Source organism: Neisseria sp. Marseille-Q2251 (assembly GCF_940793045.1).
In the GTDB taxonomy this organism is placed as follows: domain Bacteria; phylum Pseudomonadota; class Gammaproteobacteria; order Burkholderiales; family Neisseriaceae; genus Neisseria.
In genome coordinates this window covers 38,394-64,428 of sequence record NZ_CALNWV010000002.1, presented here as the reverse complement: position 1 = coordinate 64,428, position 26,035 = coordinate 38,394, and the positions used below count along the sequence as shown (strand labels likewise).

The window sequence follows — 26,035 nt, the reverse complement described above, 5'->3', positions numbered from 1 at the left end:
ACGATTTGGCGGCATTATCCGAATCTGAAACCGATATTTACATTAACCGCGTAATCAAGGACAACAAAAAGGTCGTCTGAAAAAGCAGGATGGCTGTTTCAGACGACCTTTGGCGCATGGGACAAAGTTTACATGCAGCCTTCGTTTTGCAGTAGGGTAAACAGGGGAACGCCGTTTTCGCGGATTTTGCTGCCGCCGATTAAGTCCGTAAATTCCAAAATCGCCGCTGCTTCAACGACTTCGCCGCCAAGTTTGCGGATTAGTTCCACGCCAGCCAGCATGGTGCCGCCGGTTGCGACCAAGTCATCGACCAGCAGCACCCGCGCACCGGGTTTGACCGCATCTTTGTGGATTTCGACCGTTGCTTCGCCGTACTCCAGCGCGTAGCTTTGCGAAATCGTATCAAAAGGCAGCTTGCCTTTTTTGCGGATGGGGACGAAGCCGACGTTCAACTGATACGCCAACGCCGCGCCGATGATGAAGCCGCGTGCGTCCAAGCCTGCCACGACATCGATTTTCTGACCCATATAGCGATAGACCAGCAAGTCCACCAAAAGGCGGAAATATTCCGCGCTTTGAAGCACCGGTGTAATGTCGTGAAATAAAATGCCTTTTTGCGGCCAGTTTTCGATTTTGCGGATTTTGTCCGCCAATTCGGCGACGCCCATCGCCTCAGGATGAACCAACATTTTGCGTGTTCCCAAATGAAAAGTTTTTAACACGATATTGTAGCCGTCAGACGGCCGGTTGCCAAATCCATCGGGGTGGTTTAACCATTCCCCGAAGCGTTCATGACATGGCGTGCGACACGGTAATGCGGCTCAATCATCTTTAAGATTAATAAAGGTCGTCTGAAATGCCGGAAGATGGGTTTCAGACGACCTTTTGACTGTTTGATAACGTGAATATGGATTTATTGGTGCGCAGCGAGGAATTGTTCCAATTCTTCTTTGAAAGGCATCCCGTTTTGCGCGCCGTCTTGGGTAATGGAAAGCGCGGCGGCAGCACATGCCTTGCGGACGGCGGTTTCGATGCCTTGATTCCAGAAGACGGACAACGCGCCGTTGAATGCGTCGCTGGCGCCGGTAGTGTCGGCGGCGTCCACTTTAAAGCTGGAAACATAACGCAAACTGTCTTTACCGTCTTTATAAACTGCGCCTTTGTCGCCCATGGTCATCAGGACGGGGCAGGGGGCTTTTAGAATCAGCTCTTCGGGATTCAAGTCTTGAGACAGACCGAGGCAGTCGGCAAGTTCGTAGCGGTTGGGGGTCAGAAGGGTGACCAATTCCCATAATTCCGAAGGCAGGAATTGGGCGGGAGCCGGGTTGAGGATAAAGGGCTTGCCGTATTTCTTCGCCAATTTTGCGGCGGCGATGACGCAGTCCATCGGAATTTCGAGCTGGCTCAAAACCACATCGGCGGAGGCGATTTGCTGCTCGGCGTTTTCGATGTCGGCAACCGTCAGTCCCATATTGGCTCCAGCGATAACGATGATGGCGTTTTCATCGTCGGCAACGGTAATGTTTGCCATGCCGCTGGGTAGGCCGGTGAGGGTTTGGATGTGTTCGGTAAAGATGCCTTCGCGGCAGAGGTTGGTGGTCATTTCATAGCCGAAATCGTCATCGCCGACCGCGCCGACTATACAGACGTCTGCCCCCAAACGTGCCGCTGCAATCGCTTGGTTTGCGCCCTTGCCGCCCATGAAGCGGTGAAACGAGCTTCCCAGTAATGTTTCACCCGCTCTGGGAAATTTTGAAGCGCGGGTAACTAAATCCATATTAATACTGCCGATAACGACAATTTTAGCTTGGAGCATCCTTGATATCCCTTTTATGAAATGCAATAGACCGTTTGAAACGGTCTTATTTTGTCTGCTGTCCCCAAATATCAATCATAGTTTGAAATAATGGACAAGATAGTCTGAAATTGTACCTGCTAATATTATAAATGCAAAATTAATTGTCAATTTCATATTACTTTGGATTAATTTTGTTGCGATAAAATCAACATATCATAGGATTTAAGGCGGAAATGACGGTGCTTGGGGAGGAATTGTTTTTATTTTAATAATCTGTGTTGCAACGCTGGCAGTCTAGTGCGCACGCTTTGCAGCCTTGTGCCGTCCAAATCGGCAATGACAATACCTTCGCCTTCGGGCAATACACCCAAGATTTCGCCCCACGGGTCGATAATCATACTATGGCCGAATGTGCGCCTGCCGCTTTCGTGCTCGCCGCCTTGCGCCGAAGCGATGACGTAGCATTGGTTTTCCACTGCGCGGGCGCGCAGCAGCAATTCCCAATGCGCTTTGCCTGTCGTGTAAGTGAAGGCTGCGGGCAGCAGCAAAACGTCAAACGGCTGCTGGGCGCGGAAAAACTCGGGAAAGCGCAAGTCGTAGCACACGCCTGCGGCAAGCGGCACGCCGTCGGCAGCCAATTTCGGCACATCGCCGCCCGCGCTGATGGTGTCCGCTTCGGCATAGCGTTCGCCCAGGCCTGAGAAACCGAACAGGTGCATTTTGTGGTACAGCCCGATTTGCGTGCCGTCGCGGTCGTACACCAACATCGTGTTCATAACCTTGCCTTCGTCTGGGCTTTGCAGCGGAATCGTGCCGCCAAACAGCACCACGCCGCATTCCGCCGCCGTTTCGCTCAAGGTCGTCTGAAAACGAGCGTAGCGAGTTTCGCCAAAACGAGCGCAGCGGGTTTCGCTAAAATTACCGCCGACTAAAGGCTCGGCAAAAGCCAGTTTGTCGGTATCCTTGCGCCCCATCAGCGGCCAGTATTCGGGCAGCAACACCCAGTCCGCCCCTTGCTCGGCTGCTTGGTGCACAAGGCGTTTCATGGTTTCGATGTTGACATCGGGATTGGTGGAAGAAATCATTTGCACGGCGGCGGCGCGGATGTTTTGCATGGCGGGTTTCCTGTCGGGTCGTCTGAAAAGGGTAAGAGATGGTTGGTTTTATAGTGGATTAAATTTAAATCAGGACAAGGCGACGAAGCCGCAGACAGTACAGATAGTACGGAACCGATTCACTTGGTGCTTCAGCACCTTAGAGAATCGTTCTCTTTGAGCTAAGGCGAGGTAACGCCGTACTGGTTTAAAGTTAATCCACTATATAACGAAATCGTTTCAAAAAAACAATCAATAAGGAAAGCAGTGTTTCAGACGACCTTTTAATTTTCTGAGCCGTTTTTGTGATGATTTGAACGGCAGGTTTGGCATTACTTTATATAAATATATTATTTTTTATTTTTTGTTGATTTTAAAAAAGAATTTTTTAAATGCTAATAAATCGATAAAATATAAATGTTTTCAAAACTTAACGTCTGTATATAAGCTGTTGATTCTTTGTTTGGTTATTTCATAATTGGGCTGATTTCTTGAAAATTTGTATTGCTACGGTTTGCTAAGTAAGAAGTTATCAGATAAGGTTGTACTACAAGCGGTTACATCCGTGAGTATGAAATTAATCAATAAGATAGTTGATTAAGTAATTAAAACTGTTAAATCCCACAAAAAACGGACAGGTTATCCTCAACCGTTTGCACATCAAACCGTTTGCACACTAAACAGAAAGGAAAAAACCATGCTTCATTATGCAGTTGTTTTCTTTGTCATCGCCATTATTGCAGCCGTACTGGGCTTTGGTGGTATTGCAGGCAGCGCGGCAGGTATCGCTAAAATCCTGTTTGTCGGTTTCCTGATTTTGTCAGTGTTGTCCCTGATTTTTGGCAAGAAAAAATAAAACTGACAAACAGATAAGGCGTAACCACGCTACCTTCTGAATGAACGTTTTTTAAAACAAAGGTCGTCTGAAATTTTCAGACGACCTTTCTTCATGTCAAACCCTAATCTTCATACGCTTCCATCGGCGGGCAGGTGCAGACCAAATTCCGGTCGCCGTACACGTCGTCCACGCGGTTGACGCTCGGCCAGAATTTGTTTTCGCGCACGAAAGGCAGCGGGAAAACGGCTTCTTCGCGGGAGTACGGATGCGCCCATTCGCCGGTTACGTCGGCGGCGGTGTGCGGGGCGTTGACCAGCGGGTTGTCGTCTTTCGGCCATTCGCCGCGTTCGACTTTCAACACTTCCTGTTTGATTTGTTTCAGGGCGGCGATGAAGCGGTCGAGTTCGGCTTTGCTCTCGCTTTCGGTCGGTTCGATCATCAGCGTGCCGGCAACGGGGAAGGAGACGGTTGGGGCGTGGAAGCCGTAGTCCATCAGGCGTTTGGCGATGTCGGTTTCGGTGATGCCGCTTTCGGCTTTGAGCGGACGCAAATCGACGATACATTCGTGCGCGACGCGGCCGTTTTTGCCTGTGTAAAGGACGGGATAGTCTTCGCTCAGGCGTTTGGCGACGTAGTTGGCGTTGAGCAATGCCCAGCGCGTTGCCTGCTCCATGCCTTGTTTGCCCATCATGGTCAGGTACATCCAAGTAATCGGCAGGATGGACGCGGAACCGAAGGCTGCGGCGGCAACGGCGGTTTGCTCGGCACTGGCGCTGTGCGTGTCGGTCAGCACATGACCTGGGGCAAACGGGGCGAGGTGGGCTTTCAGACCGATGGGGCCCATGCCCGGACCGCCGCCTCCGTGAGGAATACAGAAGGTTTTGTGCAGGTTCATGTGCAACACGTCCGCGCCGACTTCGGCGGGCTGCATGATGCCGATTTGGGCGTTGAGGTTGGCGCCGTCCATGTAAACCTGTCCGCCGTTTTCATGGATGATGCGGCAGATGTCGCGGATGCCTTCTTCGTACACGCCGTGGGTGGACGGATAGGTAATCATGATGGCGGACAAGGTGTCGCGGTGTTGCTCGGCTTTGGCTTTCAAATCGTCGATGTTGACGTTGCCGTGTTCGTCGGTATCGACGACGACGACTTTCAAACCGAGCATGGCGGCGGTGGCGGGGTTGGTGCCGTGGGCGGATTTGGGAATCAGGCAGATGTTGCGGTGCGCTTCGCCTTGGGCTTCCTGATAGCGGCGGATGGCGAGCATACCGCTGTATTCGCCCTGCGCGCCGGAGTTGGGCTGGAAGGAAATCGCGTCAAAGCCGGTGATGGCTTTCAGGCTGTTTTCCATGTCGGTCAGGAGCTCGCGGTAGCCTGCGGTTTGGGTTTCGGGGGCGTAGGGGTGGATGTTGGTGAACTCCGCCCAAGTAATCGGCAGCATTTCGGCGGTGGCGTTGAGCTTCATGGTGCAACTGCCCAGCGAAATCATGCTGCGGTTCATCGCCAAATCGCGGTCTTCGAGTTTTTTCAGGTAGCGCAGCATTTCGTGTTCGGTGTGGTAACGGTTGAACACGGGATGCTGCAAGATATTGTCTTGACGCAGGAATTCGGTTTTCAGACGACCTTTGACGTCGTCTGAAAGCGTGAAGGTGTTGTTGCCGGTGAAGGCGTAGTACAACACGGCAAGGTCTTCGCGCACGGATGTTTCGTGGAAGGCGGCGGCGATTTGGGTGTCGCTGACGCGGCGCAGGTTGTAGCCCAGTTCCAAAGCGGTTTGGAACGTTTTGTCCGCTTTGTCTTTGCTGCCGAAATCAACGGTAACGGTATCGAAGAAGACTTTGTGAACCACATTCAGGCCGTCTGAAACCAACGCGTCGGCAAAGGCGGAAGCCAGCGCGTGAATGCGGTTGGCGATGCGTTTCACGCCTTCGGGGCCGTGATAAACGGCGTACATGCCCGCCAAGTTCGCCAGCAATGCTTGCGCGGTGCAGATGTTGGACGTGGCTTTTTCGCGGCGGATGTGTTGCTCGCGGGTGGACAACGCCATGCGCAGCGCGGGTTTGCCCGATGCGTCTTTGGATACGCCGATGATGCGGCCCGGGGCGGAGCGTTTGAACTCGTCTTTAAACGCGAAATAAGCGGCGTGTGGCCCGCCGAAGCCCATCGGTACACCGAAGCGTTGCGTGTTGCCCAACGCGATGTCCGCGCCCAACTCGGCAGGCGATTTCAGCAAGACCAAGCTCATAATGTCGGCGGCAACGGCAACAACCGTGCCTTTGGTTTTCAGACGACCTATAACATCCTGCAAGTCTTGCACATCGCCGTCTTTGCCGACGTATTGGAACAGCGCGCCGAAGTATTCGCCCTCATCCGCTTTGGCAAAATCGCCAACCACCAGCTCGAAGCCGAAATATTTGGCGCGGGTTTTCATCACGTCCAAAGTCTGTGGATAAACGCGCTCGTCCACAAAGAAACGCTCGGATTTCACCTTGCCCACGCGGTGCGCCATTGCCATCGCTTCAGCGGCGGCAGTTGCCTCGTCCAACAAAGACGCGCCTGCCACAGGGAAGCCGGTCAAATCGATGCACACCTGCTGGAAGTTCAACAACGCTTCCAAACGCCCCTGCGCGATTTCCGCCTGATACGGCGTGTAGGCGGTGTACCAGCCCGGATTTTCCAATACGTTGCGCAAAATCACGTTCGGCACGCGGGTCGGGTAATAGCCCAAACCGATATAGGATTTGTTGATCACGTTTTTCGCCGCAATGGCTTTCAGCTTCGCCAAAGCATCCGCCTCGGTCAGGGCTTCGGGCAGGTCAAGTTCGGACGGCATACGGATGCTTTGCGGCACGGTGTTGCCGACAAATTCGTCCATGCTTTTCTCGCCGAGCGCTTCCAAAAGCGCGGCCTCGTCGCCGAAACTCAAATGACGCGCGGCAAATTCGTTGGGGTTGAACAGTTCGGATAGTTTCATTTCTACTCCTTTTTTGTTGTAGGAATCTGCCGCGAAGGCAGGTGTTTTGTGTTTCAGACGACCTTACAGCTATGGGCGGATAATCGGACTTTGGTTTGCGTACTATGTCTACGACGTAGCAAGGGAACGGCGGGCAGGGTGTTATTTCCAGTCCTGTACCCGCTTCAAGTCGTTCTGCGCCAAGGTGTCGGCGTGTTCGTTGCGGCTTTTGTATTCCCTGTTTTGTAAGATGCTGTTGGCGACGTAGTTTAAATGTATTTTGGCTGCTTCAGCGGCATCGGCAGGGCGGCGTTCGAGTATGGCTTCGTAGATGGCGCGGTGTTGGGCAATCAGCTTGGGGCGCGGGTCTTCGGTTTGGTTGAAGTAGATGATGCTGCTGCGCGTCTGGCGGTAGAGCATTTTGAGCAGGCCGCCGGAGAGGTGGCTGAAGAGGATGTTGTGTGCGGCGTCGGCGATGGTTTGGTGAAAGCTCACGTCGGCTTCGCTTTGATGTTCCAGATTGCCGCTCTCGCAGGCGGATTCGAATTTTTGCCGCCAAAAATCAATCCGTTTTAAATCGGCATCGGTGCGCCTCTCGGCAGCCAGCGATGCCATGCAGCCTTCGATGTGGCAGCTGAAATCGAAAACGTCGGTTTCCCAGTTGGTATGTTTGCCGAGCAATTCTTGCCAGCTTTGGAGGAAATCCTGCTGCGGTTTGACGGAAACGTAATAGCCGTCGCCCTGACGCGCTTCCAAAACCTGCCGCGCAATCAGGATATTCAGCGCGACCCTGACCGACGGGCGCGATACGCCGAATTCTTCCGCGAGCGTGCGTTCGGGCGGGATTTTGCCGCCTTCTTCGTAAACGCCCGTCGCAATCCTCTCTTCCAATATCGACAATATTTGGTCGCTGATTTTTTGCGGACGAACCAGTTTTGTCATTGTAATTCCCTCTTTTCCATCATGTTTTTTCTGCGAAGAAGACTCAAATCCGATAATGTGATGCGGCAGGTCGTCTGAAATGGCAACCTGTGTCAAAATTAGCATGACCAAATTGGCATGACCAATGTCGCCGTATTCTAATTAACCGCCCCGTATCCCGTCAATATGGCTTGTCCTACCCGTATGTGTTTTAAAACTACATCAGGCTACATTTTTACACTTCGTATAATGATTTGTTTTATTTAAAATTAAATAACAAATTTGCGCCGATGCAGTCAGGTCGCCTGAAAAAATAATTGACCGCCATATTAAAGTTTCGTAAAGTGTCCTCCGTTCTCAAAATTGGTTTTACCAATTTAAGAAAATATATTAGAAAAATATTCGGAGATTTTCCCTATGGATACTTGGATTCAAAACTATACCGCAGTGGGCGGCAGCCTATATTTGACGGCTGCCGTTGCCCTCCTGCCCATTATCTTTTTCTTCGTCGCACTGACCATCCTGAAGCTCAAGGGTTATCAGGCGGGGCTTTATACGCTGCTGATTGCGCTTGGCGTTGCCATATTAGGCTTCGGAATGCCTGCGGGCATGGCGGTTTCTTCCGCGCTGTACGGCTTTGCCTACGGTTTGTGGCCGATTGCATGGATTATCGTTACCGCCGTGTTCCTGTATAAAATTACCGTGAAAACAGGGCAGTTCGACATCATCCGCGCTTCCGTGATTTCGATTACCGAAGACCAACGCCTGCAAATGCTGCTGGTCGGCTTCTCCTTCGGCGCATTCCTCGAAGGCGCGGCAGGCTTCGGCGCGCCGGTGGCGATTACCGCCTCGTTGTTGGTGGGCTTGGGCTTTAATCCGCTCTACGCCGCCGGTTTGTGTTTGATTGCCAATACCGCGCCCGTGGCTTTCGGCGCGATGGGTATTCCAATCCTGGTTGCCGGTCAAGTGTCCAACCTCGACCCTTACCATATCGGTCAGGTCGCCGGCCGCCAACTGCCGATCCTGTCGATTATCGTTCCTTTCTGGTTGGTCGCCATGATGGACGGTATGCGCGGCATACGCCAAACTTGGCCTGCCGTATTGGTGGCGGGCGTATCTTTCGCCACTACCCAGTTCATTACCGCCAACTTCATCGGCCCGGAATTGCCCGACGTGACCTCTGCATTGGTCAGCCTGGTCTGCCTGTCTGCCTTCCTGAAAAAATGGCAGCCTAAAGAAATCTTCACCTTCAACGGCATGAAAAAACCGGCCGAGCGCAAAGCGGGCGAATACACTGCCGGACAAATCATCAAAGCCTGGTCTCCTTTCGCCATCCTGACCGTTTTCGTCAGCGTGTGGACGATTAAGGGCGTTAAAGAGGCTTTGGGCGTTGCCACCATCAAATTCGACTGGCCGATGCTGCACAATTTGGTACAAAAAGCCGCGCCCATCGTCAGCGAACCGACACCATACGCCGCCGTGTTCAAAATCGACCTCCTCGGCGCAGTCGGCACGGCAATCCTGTTTGCTTCCATCGTTTCCGCCGTTTTGCTGAAAATGAAACCTTCCGACGCCGTCAGCACTTTCTTTGAAACGCTCAAAGAACTGCGCCTGTCCATCCTGTCTATCGGTTTGGTACTCGGCTTCGCATTCGTGGCAAACTATTCAGGGCTGTCATCTACATTGGCACTCGTCCTTGCCGCTACCGGCGCCGTGTTCCCGTTCTTCTCGCCGTTCCTCGGCTGGCTGGGCGTATTCCTGACCGGTTCGGACACTTCCGCCAACGCGCTCTTCGGCTCGCTGCAAGCCAGCACCGCGCATCAAATCAACGTCGTGCCAGAGCTGACCGTTGCAGCCAACACCACCGGCGGTGTGACCGGCAAAATGATTTCGCCACAATCCATCGCCATCGCCTGCGCGGCAGTCGGTCTGGAAGGCAAAGAATCCAACCTGTTCCGCTTCACCGTGAAACACAGCTTGATTTTCTGTACCTTCGTCGGCCTGCTAACCCTGCTGCAAGCCTATGTCTTGCCGTGGACGCTGGTTTTCTTCAATAAATAAGCCTATTGGCTTGAAATAAAAGGTCGTCTGAAATCCAATTTGGGTTTCAGACGACCTTTTTGTTGTGGCGGGTTTGATTCAAGACTGCAAGATGGATATCAGGTTTGCCGTTATTCCCGTTTCGTTTAAACAGTAGGGGAATGTGTGAACCGAAGATGGTTTAAGCGGAAAGACGGCTGGGTTTCAAACAAGAACGACGGCGGATAAAAAGGTCGTCTGAAAAACGGCAAGGGCTTGCCTCGTTTTCAGACGACCTTTTGTCTGTGTGGCAAAACAGTAGAACAATCAGCTTTCGGATGTTTCCTGTTTCAAATCGACCAATCGCGTTCCCGCTAAGAAATCATATAAAAACTGCCGGTCGGGGTTCAGCAGGGCGAAGCCCCACGGCAGGATGAGCCAGATCAGGGCGGCGCCGAAGGCGGGTATGGGCGGGACGGCGAGCAGGTGGCGCAGGCCGGCGTAGGCGAGCAGGGGGATGAAGACGACGAAGATACACGACCAAATAAAGCGGATGCGCAGTTGCGATAATGGCGGCAGCGTACCGTTTCTGCCGTGCAACCCGATTTTCCACGTCTGCATGGCGAGGGTGCGGCCGGTTTTCGTCCAGTTGGTTTTGAAGTAGAGCCACCAGCTGCCTACGAAGATAACGCAGGTAGCCAAGCTGGAAAGGAGCTGGGAGACGGGGTTGAGGAAAATCGCGGCGATGCCGGCAAGGAGGGCGGCGATGGCGGTCACGGCGCCGGTCAGCAGCAATTCGTACATCAGGGCGGCAAGGCGGCGTTTGACGGGGGCGGGGGGAAGGGCGGTCATGGCGGTCTGCTCGGTAAAAAGGTCGTCTGAAAAACGGAATGCTTGGTTCGGGCGAAACCGCCGCATCCGTTTTCAGACGACCTTTGTGTGGGAGGAATCAGCGGTGGGGACGTTTTTGTCCGCGCGCCTGCTGGGCTGCCATTTGGTTCATTTCCTGACGGGTCGGGCGTTTTTTGAACATGGCGTGCGCTTCGTCGGCCGAACATTTTTGCGACAGGCAGACCAACGTTATCGCGTCTTTTTGGTGCTGGCCGCCGCTGTGGTACATACGGCGCAGGTTGGCTTCGTTGATGCGGCCTTTTTCGGGGTCGATGTCGAATTTTTTCAGACGTTCGAGAAACTGGCGCTGCTGGCGGCGCGAAGTCCAGACAAAGCCGCCGGCGGCTGCGGCGACGATGATGACGGCGAGCAGGATGGCGAGCGGCCACGAATCGACGATTAAGACGATGAGCAGGCTTAAAACGGCGGTGGTCAGCACAAGCAGGCCGCCGATGCGGAGTTTGGTTTGGTTGTCCATGAAGTTGCAGTTCCTTATTAAGGGTGGGAGGTCGTCTGAAAAAAGGTTTGCAGCAGATAGGCAGGGTTTCAGACGACCTCAAATATCATAACTTTATGTTTAACGGTATTTTACAGTATTTTTGCCGTTTGGGGCGCGCATGGAAGCAATACGGCATACAAACTTTCGCGCTTTTTAAACAGGCACGCACTTGTCGCGTAAAAGCGCCTATCCATGCGAAATGAAATCACACCGCCAGCCCCGTTACCAACTGCTTGAACTCCGTCCACGCGTCGCCGTCTTCCGCGCCTTTGATGATGCGGTCGATTTTGGCACAGGTTTTGAGGGCTTCGATCAGGCGGACGGCGGGAATGCGTTTGACGGCAATCGGCGCGAGGGTTTGTTTGTCGCCCCACAGGCGCAGGCTGTTGCGGACGGATTGTACGCTTTGCCCCTGCTTGAGCGCGGCGGTCAGGCGGATGAGGGTGCGGATGTCTTCGGCAACCGCCCACAGCAGCAAAACGGGTTCTTCGCCCTCTTCTTCGAGTCCGTCCAGAAGGCGGGCGACGCGCAGGGCATCGCCTTTCATCCATGCGCCGGAAAGCTGGAATACGTCGAAACGGGCGACGTTGGCGACGGCGGCTTCGGCATCGGCGATATTGACGGTATGGTTTTGCGGATGCAGCAGGGCGAGTTTGTCGATTTCTTGGCGGGCGGCGAGCAGGTTGCCTTCGACGCGTTCGGCAAACAGGGCGAGCGCGTCGGGTTCGATGTCGAGTCCGACCTTTTTCAGACGACCCTTTATCCACTGCGGCAGGGCTTGCGCGCTAATGGCTTTGGCTTCGAGTACCGTGCCTTTGGCGGTGAGCGTGGTGAACCATTTTGCCTGCGTTTGGGCTTTTTCGAGCTTGGGCAGCAGGATCAGGGTGACGGTGTCTTCGGGCAGGCGTTCGGCGAAGGTTTGCAGCGCATCGCCGCCGTTTTTGCCGGGCTTGCCGTTCGGAATGTGGATTTCCAAAAGTTTCAAGTCGGCGAAAAGCCCCGCGCTGCCTGCACTTTGCAAAAGTTCGTCCCAGTCGGCGCCGTTGTCCGCCGTAAAGACTTCGCGGTTGAGGTAGCCTTGTTTTTTAGCGGCGGCGCGCAGGGTGTCAAGGGCTTCGATGCGCAACAGGTCTTCTTCGCCGTGAATGATGTACAGCGGCGAAAGCGGCATATCCGCGCTGACCTGTTCGATGTTCATGACCGCCATCAATACGCTTTCAGGAACGTCAGGCGGCGGACGATTTGGTCGGCGGCGTCGGCGCGCATTTCCGCCCAGATGGTTTCGCTTTCTTCCTGTTTGCCCAACACTTCGCTGTCGTTGTAGTCCATCGTGCGGTTGACGAGAATGGTCATCGGTTCGCCCACAGGCTCGCCGTTGCGTATGGCTTGGGCTTCGACGCGCAGTGTCAGCAGGTATTCGTTGACCAGCGCGGCGCGGGTGATGGTGTAGATGTCCTGACGGGTTTCAATGTTCTTGATGTGCAAAGTCATTTGCGCTTCGGCGGCGGAAACCGGTTTGCCGTCGGCGCGGCGCAGGGCGTTTTCCAAAGCCTTTTGCATGACGGAGGCGTTTTGGATGTGCCAAGCGGGATACGGCAGCGTGTGTGCAGTGCCGCCCATGCCTTTGAGGTGGAAGCCGCAGGCGGACAGAAGCAGCACGGCGGCAGTCATCAGGATTTTGTTCATTTCATTCTTTCTGTTGCGCGGGTATCGGGGAATTATAGCGGATAGTCGGGCGGTCGGGAAACGCGGCGGCAGAAGCGGATTTCAGACGACCTCTTGCCGTTTGTCGTTTACCTGCCCGATGGGTACAATCCAAACGTCAGACAACAGGAGAAACATCATGCACCCCATCCGCGAACCCATCCGCAGCGGCCTGCTGCAAGTATCGGACATCCACCAAATCTACTGGGAAGAATCCGGCAATCCCGACGGGCTGCCCGTCATCTTCCTGCACGGCGGACCCGGCGCGGGCGCATCGCCTGCCTGCCGCGGCTTTTTCAATCCCGACGTGTTCCGCATCGTCATCATCGACCAGCGCGGCTGCGGCCGTTCGCTGCCTTACGCCTGCACCGATGACAACACGACTTGGGACTTGGTTGCCGACATCGAAAAAGTCCGCGAAATGCTGGGTATCCAAAAATGGCTGGTGTTCGGCGGCTCGTGGGGCAGCACCCTGTCTCTCGCGTATGCCGAAACTCATCCCGAACGCGTTGCCGGACTCGTTTTGCGCGGGATATTCCTGTGCCGTCCGTCCGAAATGGCGTGGCTCGACGAAGCGGGCGGCGTCAGCCAGATTTATCCCGCACAATGGCAGAAATTCCTCGCGCCCGTCGCCGAAGAAAAACGCGGCAGCCTGATTGCGGCATATCACGAAATGCTGTTTGGCGAAGATGAAGCAGGTCGTCTGAAAGCCGCCAAAGCCTGGGCGGACTGGGAAAGCTACCTGATCCGCTTCGAGCCGCAAGACGTCGATGAAGACGCCTACCAATCGCTCGCCATCGCCCGCTTGGAAAACCATTATTTCGTCAACGAAGGCTGGCTGAAAGGCGACAAAGCGATTTTGGCGAACACGGACAAAATCCGCCCTATCCCGACCATCATCGTGCAAGGACGCTACGATTTATGCACCCCCATGCAGAGCGCGTGGGAACTGTCGCAGGCGCTGCCCGAAGCCGAACTGCGCGTGATTCAGGCGGGACACTCGTCGTTTGATCCGCCATTGTCGGCGGCGTTGGTGGAAGCGGTGGAAGATATGAGGGAACGTGCGGCGTGGTAATAATAAGGAATTGAAATCATAAAAGCATGGTTTGCCGTTATAGTGGATTAACAAAAATCAGGACAAGGCGACGAAGCCGAAGACAGTACAGATAGTACGGAACCGATTCACTTGGTGCTTCAGCACCTTAGAGAATCGTTCTCTTTGAGCTAAGGCGAGGCAACGCCGTACTGGTTTAAAGTTAATCCACTATAAATATAGAAAAGGTCGTCTGAAAACAAGATTTCAGACGACCTTTTGCTGCAAGCAATGAGATGCACCCGTTCGGGCGGGCTTTTGCGTTTATGCCCGCTTATTCGTACTCGGGGTAGAGCGGCATGGTGCCGGCTTCTTCGAAGGTCGAGTGTGCTTTGACTTCTTGCAGGCGGCGGCTGATGCGGCGGGTGACGGCTTCGGCTTCGTTTTGGTGGTCTATGGTCAGTCCGGGGATGGTTTTGCCGAAAAGTTCGGCATCGAGCAGGCGCTCGGCGTGGATGCCGGGGCGGTAGTTGTGTCTGACGGCGGGGTCGCGTTCTTCAAAGAGGTAGCCGACGACGCTGTCGCGGGTCAGTGCGATGCCGAGTGCGGCATCTTCGCCGCCGAAGATTCGGAAGAGTTCGTCTTGCGGAAAGCCGCCGCAGGCGAGAAAGATGCTGCGGCGGAATACGGTGTTGCCGCCGACGGTCATTTGAAGCCGTTCCCATGCGGTAGGGAATTGCGGGTGGTTGAGGTAGTGTTCGGGAAAGCCGATCGGGCGCAGTTTGAGGCGGACCAGGCTGAGGTAGGAATAGGCTTCCAAGCCGAGGTAGGCGGCGTTGAGGACGTTGTTTTCATAGACGTCGTCGGCGTCGAGGAAGGCGATGAAATCGGCTTGGCTTTGCATGGCGCCCCAGTTGCGGGCTTTGGCTGCGCCACCGTTTTCGAGCATGTATTCGCAGCGGACTTTGGGATGGATGGCGGCGAGGTCGCTCATGATGAGGCGTGTGTCGTCGAAGGAGGCGTCGTCAATCAGCCAGACGTTTTCGACGGCGGGTTGGGAAACGGCGCTTTCGACAGCCGCTTGAAGGGTGGCGGCGGAGTTGTAGCAGGGGATGATGACGTCTAGTGTGGGTCTCATAATGTGATGCTTTAAGGGGTTGTTGTGTCAAACGGTGGGGAAAGGTCGTCTGAAAACGGTATTTCGGGTTTTCAGACGACCTTTTGGTATTGCCTGATGCGGATTACAACACTTTCACGATGCTTTCGCACAGGTAGTCGATGTTGTCATCGGTAATGCCGGCGACGTTGATGCGGCCGGAGCGCACGGCGTAGATGGCGAACTCGTTTTTCAGGCGGTCGACTTGTTCGGGCGTGAGGCCGCTGAAGGAGAACATGCCGTTTTGTTCGATGATGAAGTCGAAGTCTTGAGTCGCGCCTTTGGCTTTGAGAAGCTCGACGAATTTTTGGCGCATGGCTTTGATGCGGCCGCGCATTTCGTCGAGTTCGGCAATCCATTGTGCTTTCAAATCCGCGTCTTTCAACACGAGGGCGATGGTGTTCGCGCCGTGGGAGGCGGGGTTGGAGTAGAGGGTGCGGATGATGGTTTTGACTTGGCTGTGGGCGCGGGCGGCGGTGGCTTCGTCTTCTGCGACTAAGGTGAATGCGCCGACGCGTTCGTTATACATGCCGAAGTTTTTGGAATAGGAGCTGGCGATGAGCAATTCTTTGTTGTATTTCAGGAAGGTGCGCAAGCCGTATGCGTCTTCTTCGAGGCCGTTGCCGAAGCCTTGGTAGGCGAAGTCAAACAGGGGCAGCCAGCCTTTTTCGGCGGAGAGTTTGGCGAGGGTTTCCCATTGTTCGGGCGTGGGGTCGATACCGGTGGGGTTGTGGCAGCAGCCGTGCAAAAGGACGACGTCGCCTTTTTGCGCTTGGCTGAGGTCTTCAATCATGCCGTCCCAGTCTAGGCTGTGTTTGGCGGCGTCGTAGTAGCGGTAGGGCTTGTCTTGGATGCCGACGGCTTTGAAGATGGCGTTGTGGTTGGGCCATGTGGGGTTGGAAATCCAGATGGTTTGCGCGTTCAACTGGCGTTTGGCGAACTCGGCGGCAATACGCAACGCGCCTGTGCCGCCGAGGCTTTGGGCGGTTTTGGCGCGGCGGCTGGCGACGATTTCGTGGTCTGCGCCGAAAAGAAGGATTTGGGTTTGCTCGTTGTAGTCGGCAACGCCGTCGATGGTGAGGTAGTTTTTGGTGGTTTCGCTCTCGAGCAGGCGTTTTTCGGCTTCTTTGACGGCTTTGACGATGGGGGTTGCGCCGGATGCGTCTTTATAAACGCCGATGCCGAGGTTGACTTTTTCGGGACGGGTTTCGGCTTTGAATGCTTCGCCCAAGCCTAAGATGGGGTCTGCGGGGGCGGCTTCGATGTGCTTGAAGAACATGGTTTCTCGCTTTGCAAAAAATGAAGGGACGGGATATTTCCTTTGGGATTTTACGCTGTTTCAAGTCGTCTGAAAATGAATGCGGCAGGTTTTGCGCAAATGGTTTACATCATGCCTTTGATACCGGCGAGGATGATGCCGTAGCGCAGGATTTTTCCGGTCAGGAGCATGAGTGCGGAGGTGTAGGGGTTGAGCCTGAGCCAGCCTGCGGCAATGGGCAGCGCGTCGCCGATAACGGGCAGCCAGGCAAACAAAAGGGGCAGGGTGCCCCAGCGTCGGAGCAGGCGCAGGGTCTTTTCAGACGACATTTTCTTGGACGGAATCAGCCGCCCCATCCAATAGGAAACCATGCTGCCCAAGCCGTTTGCCAGTCCGGCACACAACCACGCGCCGTATGCCTGTTCGGGATAGGTGTAGATGAACGCGGCGAAGGCAGCTTCGGACGTGCCGGGCAGGATGGTGGCGGAGGTGAAGGCGGAAGCGGCGAGTCCGAGGTAGGCGTAAATGAGGGGCATGGCGGATAAGTTTGCGTCAGGTCAAAGGTCGTCTGAAATAAGATTTTAAGTCGTTTGCGGGCAGGTTAATTGTAAAATTCAGACGGATTCTGTCTACAAAAATGCGTTATCGGACAGAATCTTGCTGAAACTCTGTGTAGTCGGCGTATTTCCAGTATTTGCAATAATGGCAAAAGCCAGTATGATTCAGCCCGTTATTAACGGATATTAACTGTTTATACGGTCAATTCCAATAAATCGAAAGGCAAATCATGTCTACGCCATCACAACAAAACCATAACCCCGCGCTGGTCGTCCTGACTACGCTCTTCTTCATGATGGGTTTCATCACCTGCATGAACGACATCTTGATTCCGCATCTGAAAGACATTTTCAAGCTGACCAACGTTCAGGCGATGCTGATTCAGTTCTGCTTCTTTACCGCCTATGCCATCATGTCAATTCCGATGGGGCATCTCGTCGGTAAAATCGGCTATAAAAACGGCGTTATCGGCGGCTTTTTGCTGACCGCCGTCGGATGCTTGTTGTTTTATCCCGCCGCAGAAAGCCTATCTTACCCGACTTTCTTGGGCGCGCTTTTCATTCTTGCTTCGGGCGTCACCCTGTTGCAGGTTGCGGGTAATCCGTATGTGACCCTGCTGGCGAAACCGGGCAAAGAATCAGTGACATTGACTTTGGTGCAGGCATTCAATTCATTGGGTACGACTATTGCTCCGAAAATCGGTTCATATCTCATTTTTGCCGATGCGGCTCAGAAAGCCAGCAAAGCCGAGCAAATCGCATCCGTCCAAATCCCTTATTTGGGTTTGGCGGGATTTTTGATCCTCCTCGCCGTCTTCGTGAAAATGATCCGCCTGCCCGATGCGCGCAAAATTGCCGTTGAGGAAAGCGAACACAACCACGACGGCAAAAGCAGCGTGTGGCAATACAAACACCTTATTCTCGGTGTGGTCGGCATTTTCTGCTACGTTGGCGCGGAAGTATCCATCGGCTCTTTCATGGTCAATGTTTTGGGCTTTCTGAAAGGATTGAATCATGCCAAAGCTGCAGACATGCTGGCGTTATACTGGGGCGGTGCCATGGTCGGACGCTTCCTCGGTTCGGCAGTCATGGCTCGAGTCGCACCAAACCGCTACCTTGCCTTTAATGCCTCAGTTGCCACTGCCTTGCTCGTCATTGCCATCATGGTTGGTAAAGGTAATGCCGACATCGCCATGTGGGCGTTGATTGCCATCGGTTTTTTCAACTCCATTATGTTCCCAACCATCTTCTCGCTGGCAACCAAAAACCTCGGCAAATTTACCAATTCTGCTTCAGGTATTCTTTGTACCGCCATCGTTGGCGGCGCGCTGATTCCTGTTTTGCAAGGTAAGATTGCTGATGATTTCGGTATGATGATTTCTTATGTTGCACCTGCCGTGTGCTACCTCTACATCGTCTTCTTTGCGCTTAAAGGTTATAAAGCCGACGAGTAAGCATGGTTTGAACTGAAGGTCGTCTGAAAACTTGGAAATCAGGTTTTCAGACGACCTTTTTGCTTTGCGGCGGACTTGTAAACCTGATCCGTCCAAACCGAGGTCGTCTGAAAATACGGCAACAGATTTTAACCGGACCTTAAGCCCGTTTTCAAAAGGCAGAACGCGTCCGCAATACGGTCTGACTGACTTATGGCATAATGCTAGCGGCAAAAATACAGGAGGTCTTCATGTCGAAAATCATCTTATTACACGGACTGCACATGCACTCTTGGGTGATGAAACCTTTAGCAGATATGCTGGAAAAGCAAGGTTTTGACGTTGCCCTGTTCGGTTATTACAGCGTCTGGCACACCATGCCGCAGCACACGCAGGCGTTGGCGGAATTTGTTGAAAAACACGATACGGGCGAGCCTCTGCATTTTGCCGGACACAGTCTGGGCGGGCTGGTGTTGCGCCACTTTGCCGCCGCCCATCCCGAAAAAATCACCGGGCGCATCGTTACCTTCGGCACGCCCCACCAAGGCAGCCGGGCTGCGCAAAGGGTGTTCCGGCTCGGGTTGAAAACCCCCGTACTCGGCGGCGCGTATCGCGATGCGCTCGACGGCGGCACGCCCGATTTGCCCGAACATATCGAACTGGGCAGCATCGCCGGCAACAAGCCGCTCGGGCTTGGGCGCGTATTGGGCTTGCACGGCGAACACGACGGTACGGTTTTGGTCAGCGAAACCCGCTGCCCGAATATGCGCGACCACGTTATCTTGCCCGTCAACCACAGCGGTATGCTGTTTAAACACATTACCGCAGAACAAACCGCAACATTTTTGCGCGAGGGGCGGTTTAATCATGGTTAAAAAGATATAAAATATTTTTTTATTTTAAATAAGGATATTTTATTTCAAAAAATCAAAATTAAAATCATATCGCATCAACTGAAATCTGTTATTACATTCATAAAAAATCACGGGGTCGTCTGAAAAGCGGTTTTTCAGACGACCCCGTGTGCTAAACTTCGTTAAATACACACAAAACAGGCAAAGCAATATGTTTGCATTCAAATCACTGCTCGATATGCCGCGCAAAGAGGCGCTTGCCGTCGTTGCGGCGTTAATCGGGGCGATGGGTTACACCATTATTTCGCTGGGCTGGCTGCCCCATATGTCCATCATTGCCGCCATTACCGTCCTCATCCTCTACGGCCTCGCGCGCGGGTTGAAATATAACGACATGCAAAAAGGCATGGTCGGCGCGGTGGGGCAGGGCATGGGCGCGATTTACCTGTTTTTCTTCATCGGGCTGATGGTCAGCGCGCTGATGATGAGCGGCGCGATTCCGACGCTGATGTATTACGGTTTCGGGCTGATTTCCCCCACTTATTTCTATTTTTCTGCTTTCGCACTGTGTTCCATTATCGGCGTATCCATCGGCAGCAGTTTGACCACTTGCGCCACCGTCGGCGTTGCCTTTATGGGCATGGCGGCGGCGTTTCATGCCGATTTGGCGATGACGGCGGGCGCGATTGTTTCCGGCGCGTTTTTCGGCGACAAAATGTCCCCGCTCTCCGATACCACGGGCATTTCCGCCTCCATCGTCGGCATTGATTTGTTCGAACACATCAAAAACATGATGTACACCACCATTCCCGCGTGGCTCATCAGTGCGGCATTGATGCTGTGGCTTTTGCCCAATGTCGCCGCACACGATATGAACAGCGTCGAATCCTTCCGCAGCCAGCTCGAAGCGACGGGCTTGGTGCACGGTTATTCGCTGATTCCGTTTGCGCTGTTGGTCGTGTTGGCGCTGTTACGCGTCAACGCCGTCGTCGCCATGCTCTTCACCATCATCGCCGCGCTTGGCGTTACCTATTTCCACAGCACACCCGACTTGAACCAGCTCGGCGCATGGTTTTACGGCGGCTACAAGCTGGAAGGCGAAGCGTTTAAAGACATCGCCAAACTCATTTCGCGCGGCGGTTTGGAAAGCATGTTCTTCACGCAAACCATCGTGATTCTCGGCATGAGTTTGGGCGGGCTGCTGTTTACGCTCGGCGTGATTCCGTCGCTGCTGGACGCCATCCGCGCGTTCCTGACCACTGCGGGACGCGCCACATTTAGCGTTGCCGCTACGTCGGTCGGCGTCAATTTCCTTATCGGCGAACAATATTTGAGTATTTTGCTTTCCGGCGAAACCTTCAAACCCGTGTACGACAAGCTCGGACTGCATTCGCGCAACCTTTCGCGCACGCTCGAAGACGCAGGTACGGTCATTAATCCGCTCGTTCCGTGGAGCGTCTGCGGCGTATTTATCAGTCATGCGCTCGGCGTACCCGTCTGGGAATACCTGCCTTATGCCTTCTTCTGTTATTTGAGTCTGATTTTGACGCTGCTGTTCGGCTGGACAGGTCTGACGTTGAGCAAGAAAGAAACCGCTTAACGCAGCGGGATAGACGGGTCGTCTGAAAACCTTCGGCATCGGTTTTTAGACGACCTTTTGCGCTATAATCGGGCAAACGATAAAGACACACACACAAATCCTACCCGTACCCCCATGAACAAACAGATCCGCCAAGAAATTTTCGAGCGTTTCCGCGCTGCCAATCCCCATCCGACCACCGAGCTTCATTTCAATTCCCCCTTCGAGCTTTTGATTGCCGTTTTGCTGTCGGCGCAGGCGACCGACGTGGGCGTGAATAAGGCGACGGCGAAGCTGTTTCCGGTTGCCAATACGCCGCAGGCGATGTTGGATTTGGGTTTGGACGGCGTGATGGAATACACGAAAACCATCGGGCTTTATAAAACCAAGTCCAAACACATCATGCAGACTTGCCGCATCCTGCTGGAAAAATACAACGGCGAAGTGCCGGAAGACCGCGAGGCTTTGGAATCGTTGCCGGGCGTGGGGCGCAAGACGGCAAACGTGGTGTTGAACACGGCGTTCGGCCATCCCGTCATGGCGGTCGATACGCACATCTTCAGGGTGTCCAACCGTACCAAAATCGCGCCGGGCAAGGATGTGCGCGAGGTAGAGGACAAGCTGATGCGCTTTGTGCCGAAAGAGTTTTTGATGGATGCGCACCACTGGCTGATTCTGCACGGACGCTACACTTGCAAGGCGCAGAAGCCGCAATGCGGGAAATGTATGATTAATGATTTATGCGAGTATGGCGCGAAGTTGATGTAAACGTTGATAAATTGTAAACAATCAACAAAACAACCTTCCCATTAGGTTAAAATTTCTGACGGCATTTTTTTATTTAAAATGAAATGCTTGAAAAAATACGGGCAAAAGGTAAAATTCGACCTTATCGGGTTGGAAAACGATAAAAGTTTCAGACGATCCCGGTTTTTTAAGATGCAAGAACACAATCCGTTATTCGGAAAAGGAAACGCGGTGCGCGAAAAAATGAAAAAATACAGATACTTTGCTTTGATAACGGCTTCTGCGCTGGCATTGGGCGGCTGCGACAAAATCAGCAGCTTCTTCGGCGGCGAGAGTAAAAGCGGAGAATTCGTACAGAGAATCGAACCCTCCAAAAATGACGGCAGCGTCGGTATGCTGCTGCCCGATTTCGCACAATTGGTGCAAAACGAAGGTCAGGCGGTGGTCAATATCCAAGCGTCCCCCGCCGGACGTGCCGCAGGCAGCGGGCAGTCTGAAGAGCAGGGCATGGACTTGAGCCAGTTTCCGGACAACGACCCGTTTTACGAGTTTTTCAAACGCCTGGTTCCGAATATGCCCGATATGCCGGAAGACCAATCTGCCGACGATGATTTGAATTTCGGTTCCGGCTTTATCATCAGTAAAGACGGCTATATCCTGACCAATGCCCACGTCGTCGCCGGCATGGGCAATATCAAAGTCCTGCTCAACGACAAGCGCGAATACACTGCCAAGCTGATCGGTTCGGATACGCAGTCTGATGTCGCGCTGTTGAAGATTGATGCTTCGGAAGAGTTGCCCGTCGTCAAAATCGGCAATCCGAAAGATTTGAAACCGGGCGAATGGGTTGCCGCCATCGGTGCGCCGTTCGGCTTTGACAACAGCGTTACTTCGGGCATCGTGTCCGCCAAAGGACGCAGTCTGCCGAACGAAAGCTACACGCCTTTCATCCAAACCGACGTTGCCATCAATCCGGGTAACTCCGGCGGTCCGCTCTTTAACCTGAAAGGTCAGGTGGTTGGCATCAACTCCCAAATTTACAGCCGCAGCGGCGGATTTATGGGCATTTCCTTTGCGATTCCGATTGATGTGGCGATGAACGTTGCCGAGCAGTTGAAAACCAGCGGTAAGGTTCAGCGCGGTCAGTTGGGCGTGATTATTCAGGAAGTGTCTTACGATCTGGCGAAATCGTTCGGCTTGGACAAAGCCAGCGGCGCGTTGATTGCCAAAGTGATGCCGAACAGCCCTGCCATGCAGGCAGGATTGCAAGTGGGCGACATCGTCCGCAGCGTCAACGGCGAAGAAGTGCGCGTGTCCAGCGATTTGCCGGTCATGGTCGGCTCGATGCTGCCGGGTAAGGAAGTCACGCTGGAAGTATGGCGCAAAGGCGAGAAAATCAATGTGAAAGTCAAACTCGGCAGCATGGCGGAGCAGAACGAAACGTCTTCACGCGCTACCGAGCAGCCGCAGCAGGCAAATCCGGCGGACGGCTTTACCGTCGATAATACGGGACTGACCCTGCGCGTCGATGAAGGTGCAGGCAAAAGCCGCCTGATTGTTTCCCGCGTCAGCGGAGCGGCGGAACGTGCCGGACTCAAACGCGGCGACGAAATCCTCGCCGTCAGCCAAATCAGCGTCAACGACGAATCGAGCTTCCGCAGCGCGTTGGCAGGCGCGGGCAAAAATGTGCCGCTGCTGGTTCAGCGCGACGGCAATACGCTTTTCCTCGCCCTGACTCTGCAATAAGGTGCAACGCAAGCGCCATTCAATGATAGAATACCCGCCATCCTAAGGTGGCGGGTATTTTGTAATTTTAGCAACTGATTGATTTGTTTGTTTTTTGATGGTTTTGCTCTTTTGGCTTTGTCAACAATCGCATTCAAAGGTCGTCTGAAAACGTTCCGCTCCGATTGACTTCCTATTAATAAAAATATTATGCACCTGATTGATTATTCACATTCGTTTTTATCCGTCGTGCCGCCGTTTTTGGCATTGGCGCTTGCCGTCATTACCCGCCGCGTACTGCTGTCTTTGGGCATCGGTATTTTGGTCGGCGTTGCCTTTTTGGTCGGCGGCAGCCCGATTGACGGACTGACACACCTGAAAGACATGGTGGTCGGACTGGCTTGGGCAGACGGCGATTGGTCGTTGGGAAAACCTAAAATCCTGATTTTCTTATTGTTGCTCGGTATTTTCACTTCTCTTTTAACCTTTTCGGGCAGCAATCAGGCGTTTGCCGATTGGGCGAAGCAACACATCAAAGGGAGGCGCGGCGCAAAAATGCTGACTGCCTGCCTCGTGTTCGTTACCTTTATCGACGACTATTTCCACAGTCTCGCCGTCGGCGCGATTGCCCGCCCCGTTACCGACAAATTCAAAGTCTCCCGCGCCAAACTGGCGTATATCCTTGATTCTACCGCCGCGCCGATGTGCGTACTGATGCCGGTTTCAAGCTGGGGTGCATCGATTATCGCCACGCTGGCAGGTCTGCTCGTTACTTACCACATCACCGGATACACGCCGATGGGTACGTTCGTCGCCATGAGCTTGATGAACTATTACGCCTTATTTGCCCTGTTGATGGTGTTCATCGTCGCATGGTTCTCCTTCGATATCGGCTCGATGGCGCGCTTTGAGAGAGCGGCATTGCAGGAAGTTCACGACGAAACCGCCGTTTCAGACGACCCCAAAGGTAGGGTTTACGCGCTGATTATTCCAGTTTTGGTGTTAATCGTCTCCACCGTTTCCGCCATGATTTACACAGGCGCGCAGGCCAGCGAAACCTTTACTATTTTGGGCGCGTTTGAAAATACCGATGTAAACACTTCGCTGGTGTTCGGCGGCACTTGCGGCGTACTCGCCGTCGTCCTTTGCACGCTTGGTACCATCAAAGCTGCCGATTATCCCAAAGCCATCATTCAAGGCATATCTTCGATGTTCGGCGCGATTACCATCCTGATTCTTGCCTGGCTCATCAGCACCGTCGTCAGCGAAATGCACACCGGCGACTACCTCTCCACGCTGGTTGCAGACAACATCCATCCCGGCTTCCTGCCCGTCATCCTCTTCCTGCTTGCCAGCGTGATGGCGTTTGCCACAGGTACAAGCTGGGGAACGTTTGGCATTATGCTGCCGATTGCCGCCGCGATGGCAGTCAAAGTCGATGCATCGTTGGTCATCCCGTGCATGTCCGCCGTTATGGCTGGCGCGGTGTGCGGCGACCACTGTTCGCCTATTTCCGACACCACCATCCTGTCTTCCACCGGTGCGCATTGCAACCATATCGACCACGTTACATCGCAACTGCCTTACGCCTTGACCGTTGCAGGCGCGGCAGCGGCAGGCTACCTCGTGTTGGGCATGACGCAATCGGCTTGGCTGGGCTTTTTCGCAACCGGCGTCGTCATGACCGCACTCATCTTCATACTGAAAGACAAAAAAGGCAAAGTTGCCTGATGTGTTTTCCCGTTTTCAGACGACCTTTGGTACTTTAAGGTCGTCTGAAACATTTTAAGGAACCCAAAAATGAACGCTCCTCATTCCATACCGCGCGGTCCCGTTATGGCAGACGTCGCCGCCTACTGTCTGACCGAAGAAGAAAAACAACGCTTGCTCGACCCGTCTATCGGCGGCGTCATCCTGTTCCGCCGCAACTTCGAAAACGTCGGGCAGCTCAAAGCCCTGGTTCAAGAAATCAAAGCACTGCGCACGCCCGAACTCATCATCGCAGTGGATCACGAAGGCGGCAGGGTGCAACGCTTCATCGAAGGCTTCACCCGACTGCCCGCCATGAACACCTTAGGGCAGATTTGGGATGCCGAAGGCGAAGCCGCCGCCAAAGAAAAAGCCGAGCAGGTCGGCTGGGTATTGGCGACGGAACTGACCGCCTGCGGCATAGACCTCTCCTTCACGCCCGTCCTCGACCTCGATTGGGGAACATGCCCCGTCATCGGCAACCGCAGCTTCCACCGCAACGCCGACACCGTAACCCAACTCGCCCTTGCCCTGCAAAAAGGTCTGAACCGGGGCGGCATGAAGTCCTGCGGCAAACATTTCCCCGGACACGGATTCGTCGAAGGCGACAGCCATTTGGTGCAACCCGAAGACACGCGCAGCCTTGTTGAACTCGAAGCCGCCGACATGATTCCGTTCCGCGCCTTAAGCGATGAAGGCATGGCGGCGGTCATGCCCGCCCACGTCGTTTATCCGCAAATTGACGGCAAGCCCGCCGGTTTCTCCGAAAAATGGCTCAAACAAATCCTGCGCCAAGACATCGGATTTAAAGGCGTTATCTTTTCAGACGACCTCACTATGGAAGGCGCAGGCGCAGCGGGCGGCATCAAAGAACGTGCAAACGCTTCCTTTACAGCAGGCTGCGACATCGTCCTCGTCTGCAACCGTCCCGACCTCGTGGACGAACTGCGCGACGGCTTCCAAATCCCCGTCAATCCCGATTTGGCAAACCGCTGGCAATACATGGCGAACACATTGGGCAAGGAAGCCGCCCAAGCCGTGATGCAGACGCCCGATTTCCAAGCCGCCCAAGCCATGACCGCGCAACTTGCCACGCCTAAAGACACCGCCGGCGGCGTGAAAGTCGGCGAAGCGTTTTAAAGGCGTTTGATTTAGAAAACATGAAAAAAGGTCGTCTGAAAAGCTGAATTGGGCTTTTTCAGACGACCTTTTGTCCGTTTATAGTGG

General features: G+C 53.9%; 22 protein-coding genes. 10 read left to right on the top strand and 12 right to left on the bottom strand.

Features of this window, described 5'->3' with window-relative positions; all coding sequences use genetic code 11:
* Window positions 1-128: 128 nt before the first annotated feature.
* The 3 genes from AAG834_RS01515 to AAG834_RS01505 all read right to left on the bottom strand — a co-directional run bounded on the left by AAG834_RS01515 (window position 129) and on the right by AAG834_RS01505 (window position 2,913).
* Window positions 129-689, bottom strand: coding sequence for an adenine phosphoribosyltransferase (locus AAG834_RS01515; RefSeq protein WP_039855310.1), 561 nt, complete (start codon window positions 687-689; stop codon window positions 129-131).
* Between the two features lie 224 nt (window positions 690-913).
* The gene (gene rbsK / locus AAG834_RS01510; RefSeq protein WP_342031040.1) at window positions 914-1,816 is read right to left on the bottom strand and encodes a ribokinase; all 903 of its coding nucleotides are present in this window, start codon (window positions 1,814-1,816) and stop codon (window positions 914-916) included.
* Between the two features lie 242 nt (window positions 1,817-2,058).
* Complete coding sequence (locus AAG834_RS01505; protein ID WP_342031039.1) at window positions 2,059-2,913, bottom strand: carbon-nitrogen hydrolase family protein; 855 nt, start codon at window positions 2,911-2,913, stop codon at window positions 2,059-2,061.
* Between the two features lie 676 nt (window positions 2,914-3,589).
* Between AAG834_RS01505 and AAG834_RS01500 the strand changes: the two genes are divergently transcribed.
* A complete protein-coding gene (locus AAG834_RS01500) occupies window positions 3,590-3,748 on the top strand; it encodes a DUF1328 domain-containing protein (RefSeq protein ID WP_003744611.1) in 159 nt (52 codons plus the stop codon).
* Between the two features lie 103 nt (window positions 3,749-3,851).
* On the opposite strand, the gene gcvP is transcribed toward AAG834_RS01500, so the two are convergent.
* Both gcvP and AAG834_RS01490 read right to left on the bottom strand, forming a co-directional pair.
* On the bottom strand, window positions 3,852-6,704 hold the full coding sequence (gene gcvP / locus AAG834_RS01495) for an aminomethyl-transferring glycine dehydrogenase (protein ID WP_342031038.1): 2,853 nt from the start codon (window positions 6,702-6,704) through the stop codon (window positions 3,852-3,854).
* Between the two features lie 141 nt (window positions 6,705-6,845).
* A complete protein-coding gene (locus AAG834_RS01490) occupies window positions 6,846-7,625 on the bottom strand; it encodes a FadR/GntR family transcriptional regulator (protein WP_342031037.1) in 780 nt (259 codons plus the stop codon).
* Between the two features lie 396 nt (window positions 7,626-8,021).
* On the opposite strand from AAG834_RS01490, the gene AAG834_RS01485 reads away from it, so the two are divergent.
* Complete coding sequence (locus AAG834_RS01485) at window positions 8,022-9,665, top strand: lactate permease LctP family transporter (protein ID WP_342031036.1); 1,644 nt, start codon at window positions 8,022-8,024, stop codon at window positions 9,663-9,665.
* Between the two features lie 285 nt (window positions 9,666-9,950).
* Here the strand turns inward: AAG834_RS01485 and AAG834_RS01480 are convergent, their stop codons facing one another.
* The 4 genes from AAG834_RS01480 to AAG834_RS01465 all read right to left on the bottom strand — a co-directional run bounded on the left by AAG834_RS01480 (window position 9,951) and on the right by AAG834_RS01465 (window position 12,699).
* Window positions 9,951-10,475 (bottom strand): RDD family protein, encoded by a 525-nt coding sequence (locus AAG834_RS01480; RefSeq protein WP_342031089.1) that lies wholly within the window; start codon window positions 10,473-10,475, stop codon window positions 9,951-9,953.
* Window positions 10,476-10,572: 97 nt separating this feature from the next.
* On the bottom strand, window positions 10,573-10,992 hold the full coding sequence (locus tag AAG834_RS01475; RefSeq protein WP_009311100.1) for a hypothetical protein: 420 nt from the start codon (window positions 10,990-10,992) through the stop codon (window positions 10,573-10,575).
* A 226-nt stretch (window positions 10,993-11,218) separates the two neighbouring features.
* A complete protein-coding gene (gene holA, locus AAG834_RS01470) occupies window positions 11,219-12,220 on the bottom strand; it encodes a DNA polymerase III subunit delta (RefSeq protein ID WP_342031035.1) in 1,002 nt (333 codons plus the stop codon).
* On the bottom strand, window positions 12,220-12,699 hold the full coding sequence (locus AAG834_RS01465) for an LPS-assembly lipoprotein LptE (RefSeq protein ID WP_146736281.1): 480 nt from the start codon (window positions 12,697-12,699) through the stop codon (window positions 12,220-12,222). The genes holA and AAG834_RS01465 overlap by 1 nt, the downstream gene beginning before the upstream one ends.
* Window positions 12,700-12,856: 157 nt before the next feature.
* Between AAG834_RS01465 and pip the strand changes: the two genes are divergently transcribed.
* Window positions 12,857-13,792, top strand: coding sequence for a prolyl aminopeptidase (gene pip, locus AAG834_RS01460; RefSeq protein ID WP_146736301.1), 936 nt, complete (start codon window positions 12,857-12,859; stop codon window positions 13,790-13,792).
* 292 nt (window positions 13,793-14,084) lie between these two features.
* On the opposite strand, the gene AAG834_RS01455 is transcribed toward pip, so the two are convergent.
* The 3 genes from AAG834_RS01455 to AAG834_RS01445 all read right to left on the bottom strand — a co-directional run bounded on the left by AAG834_RS01455 (window position 14,085) and on the right by AAG834_RS01445 (window position 16,700).
* Entirely contained in the window at window positions 14,085-14,888 is an 804-nt protein-coding gene (locus AAG834_RS01455) for a glycosyltransferase (RefSeq protein ID WP_070514142.1), read from the bottom strand.
* 103 nt (window positions 14,889-14,991) lie between these two features.
* Window positions 14,992-16,185 carry an amino acid aminotransferase gene (locus tag AAG834_RS01450; protein ID WP_070514141.1) on the bottom strand — a complete coding sequence of 398 codons (1,194 nt, stop codon included), beginning with the start codon at window positions 16,183-16,185 and terminating at the stop codon, window positions 14,992-14,994.
* 104 nt (window positions 16,186-16,289) lie between these two features.
* Complete coding sequence (locus AAG834_RS01445; protein WP_070514140.1) at window positions 16,290-16,700, bottom strand: YqaA family protein; 411 nt, start codon at window positions 16,698-16,700, stop codon at window positions 16,290-16,292.
* Between the two features lie 251 nt (window positions 16,701-16,951).
* On the opposite strand from AAG834_RS01445, the gene AAG834_RS01440 reads away from it, so the two are divergent.
* From AAG834_RS01440 to nagZ, 7 genes are all read left to right on the top strand, one after another.
* Window positions 16,952-18,175, top strand: coding sequence for a sugar MFS transporter (locus tag AAG834_RS01440; RefSeq protein WP_070514139.1), 1,224 nt, complete (start codon window positions 16,952-16,954; stop codon window positions 18,173-18,175).
* Between the two features lie 230 nt (window positions 18,176-18,405).
* Complete coding sequence (locus AAG834_RS01435) at window positions 18,406-19,029, top strand: alpha/beta fold hydrolase (RefSeq protein ID WP_342031034.1); 624 nt, start codon at window positions 18,406-18,408, stop codon at window positions 19,027-19,029.
* Between the two features lie 190 nt (window positions 19,030-19,219).
* Window positions 19,220-20,608, top strand: a complete 1,389-nt coding sequence (gene nhaC / locus AAG834_RS01430) for a Na+/H+ antiporter NhaC (protein ID WP_070514137.1) — start codon at window positions 19,220-19,222, stop codon at window positions 20,606-20,608.
* A 114-nt stretch (window positions 20,609-20,722) separates the two neighbouring features.
* Window positions 20,723-21,355 (top strand): endonuclease III, encoded by a 633-nt coding sequence (nth, locus tag AAG834_RS01425; RefSeq protein WP_019269879.1) that lies wholly within the window; start codon window positions 20,723-20,725, stop codon window positions 21,353-21,355.
* A 222-nt stretch (window positions 21,356-21,577) separates the two neighbouring features.
* Complete coding sequence (locus AAG834_RS01420) at window positions 21,578-23,080, top strand: DegQ family serine endoprotease (RefSeq protein WP_446740440.1); 1,503 nt, start codon at window positions 21,578-21,580, stop codon at window positions 23,078-23,080.
* A 189-nt stretch (window positions 23,081-23,269) separates the two neighbouring features.
* Window positions 23,270-24,790: a Na+/H+ antiporter NhaC family protein gene (locus AAG834_RS01415; RefSeq protein WP_342031033.1), complete on the top strand. Its 1,521-nt coding sequence runs from the start codon at window positions 23,270-23,272 to the stop codon at window positions 24,788-24,790.
* Window positions 24,791-24,859: 69 nt separating this feature from the next.
* Window positions 24,860-25,948 (top strand): beta-N-acetylhexosaminidase, encoded by a 1,089-nt coding sequence (gene nagZ, locus AAG834_RS01410; protein WP_342031032.1) that lies wholly within the window; start codon window positions 24,860-24,862, stop codon window positions 25,946-25,948.
* The last annotated feature ends 87 nt before the right edge of the window (window positions 25,949-26,035 follow it).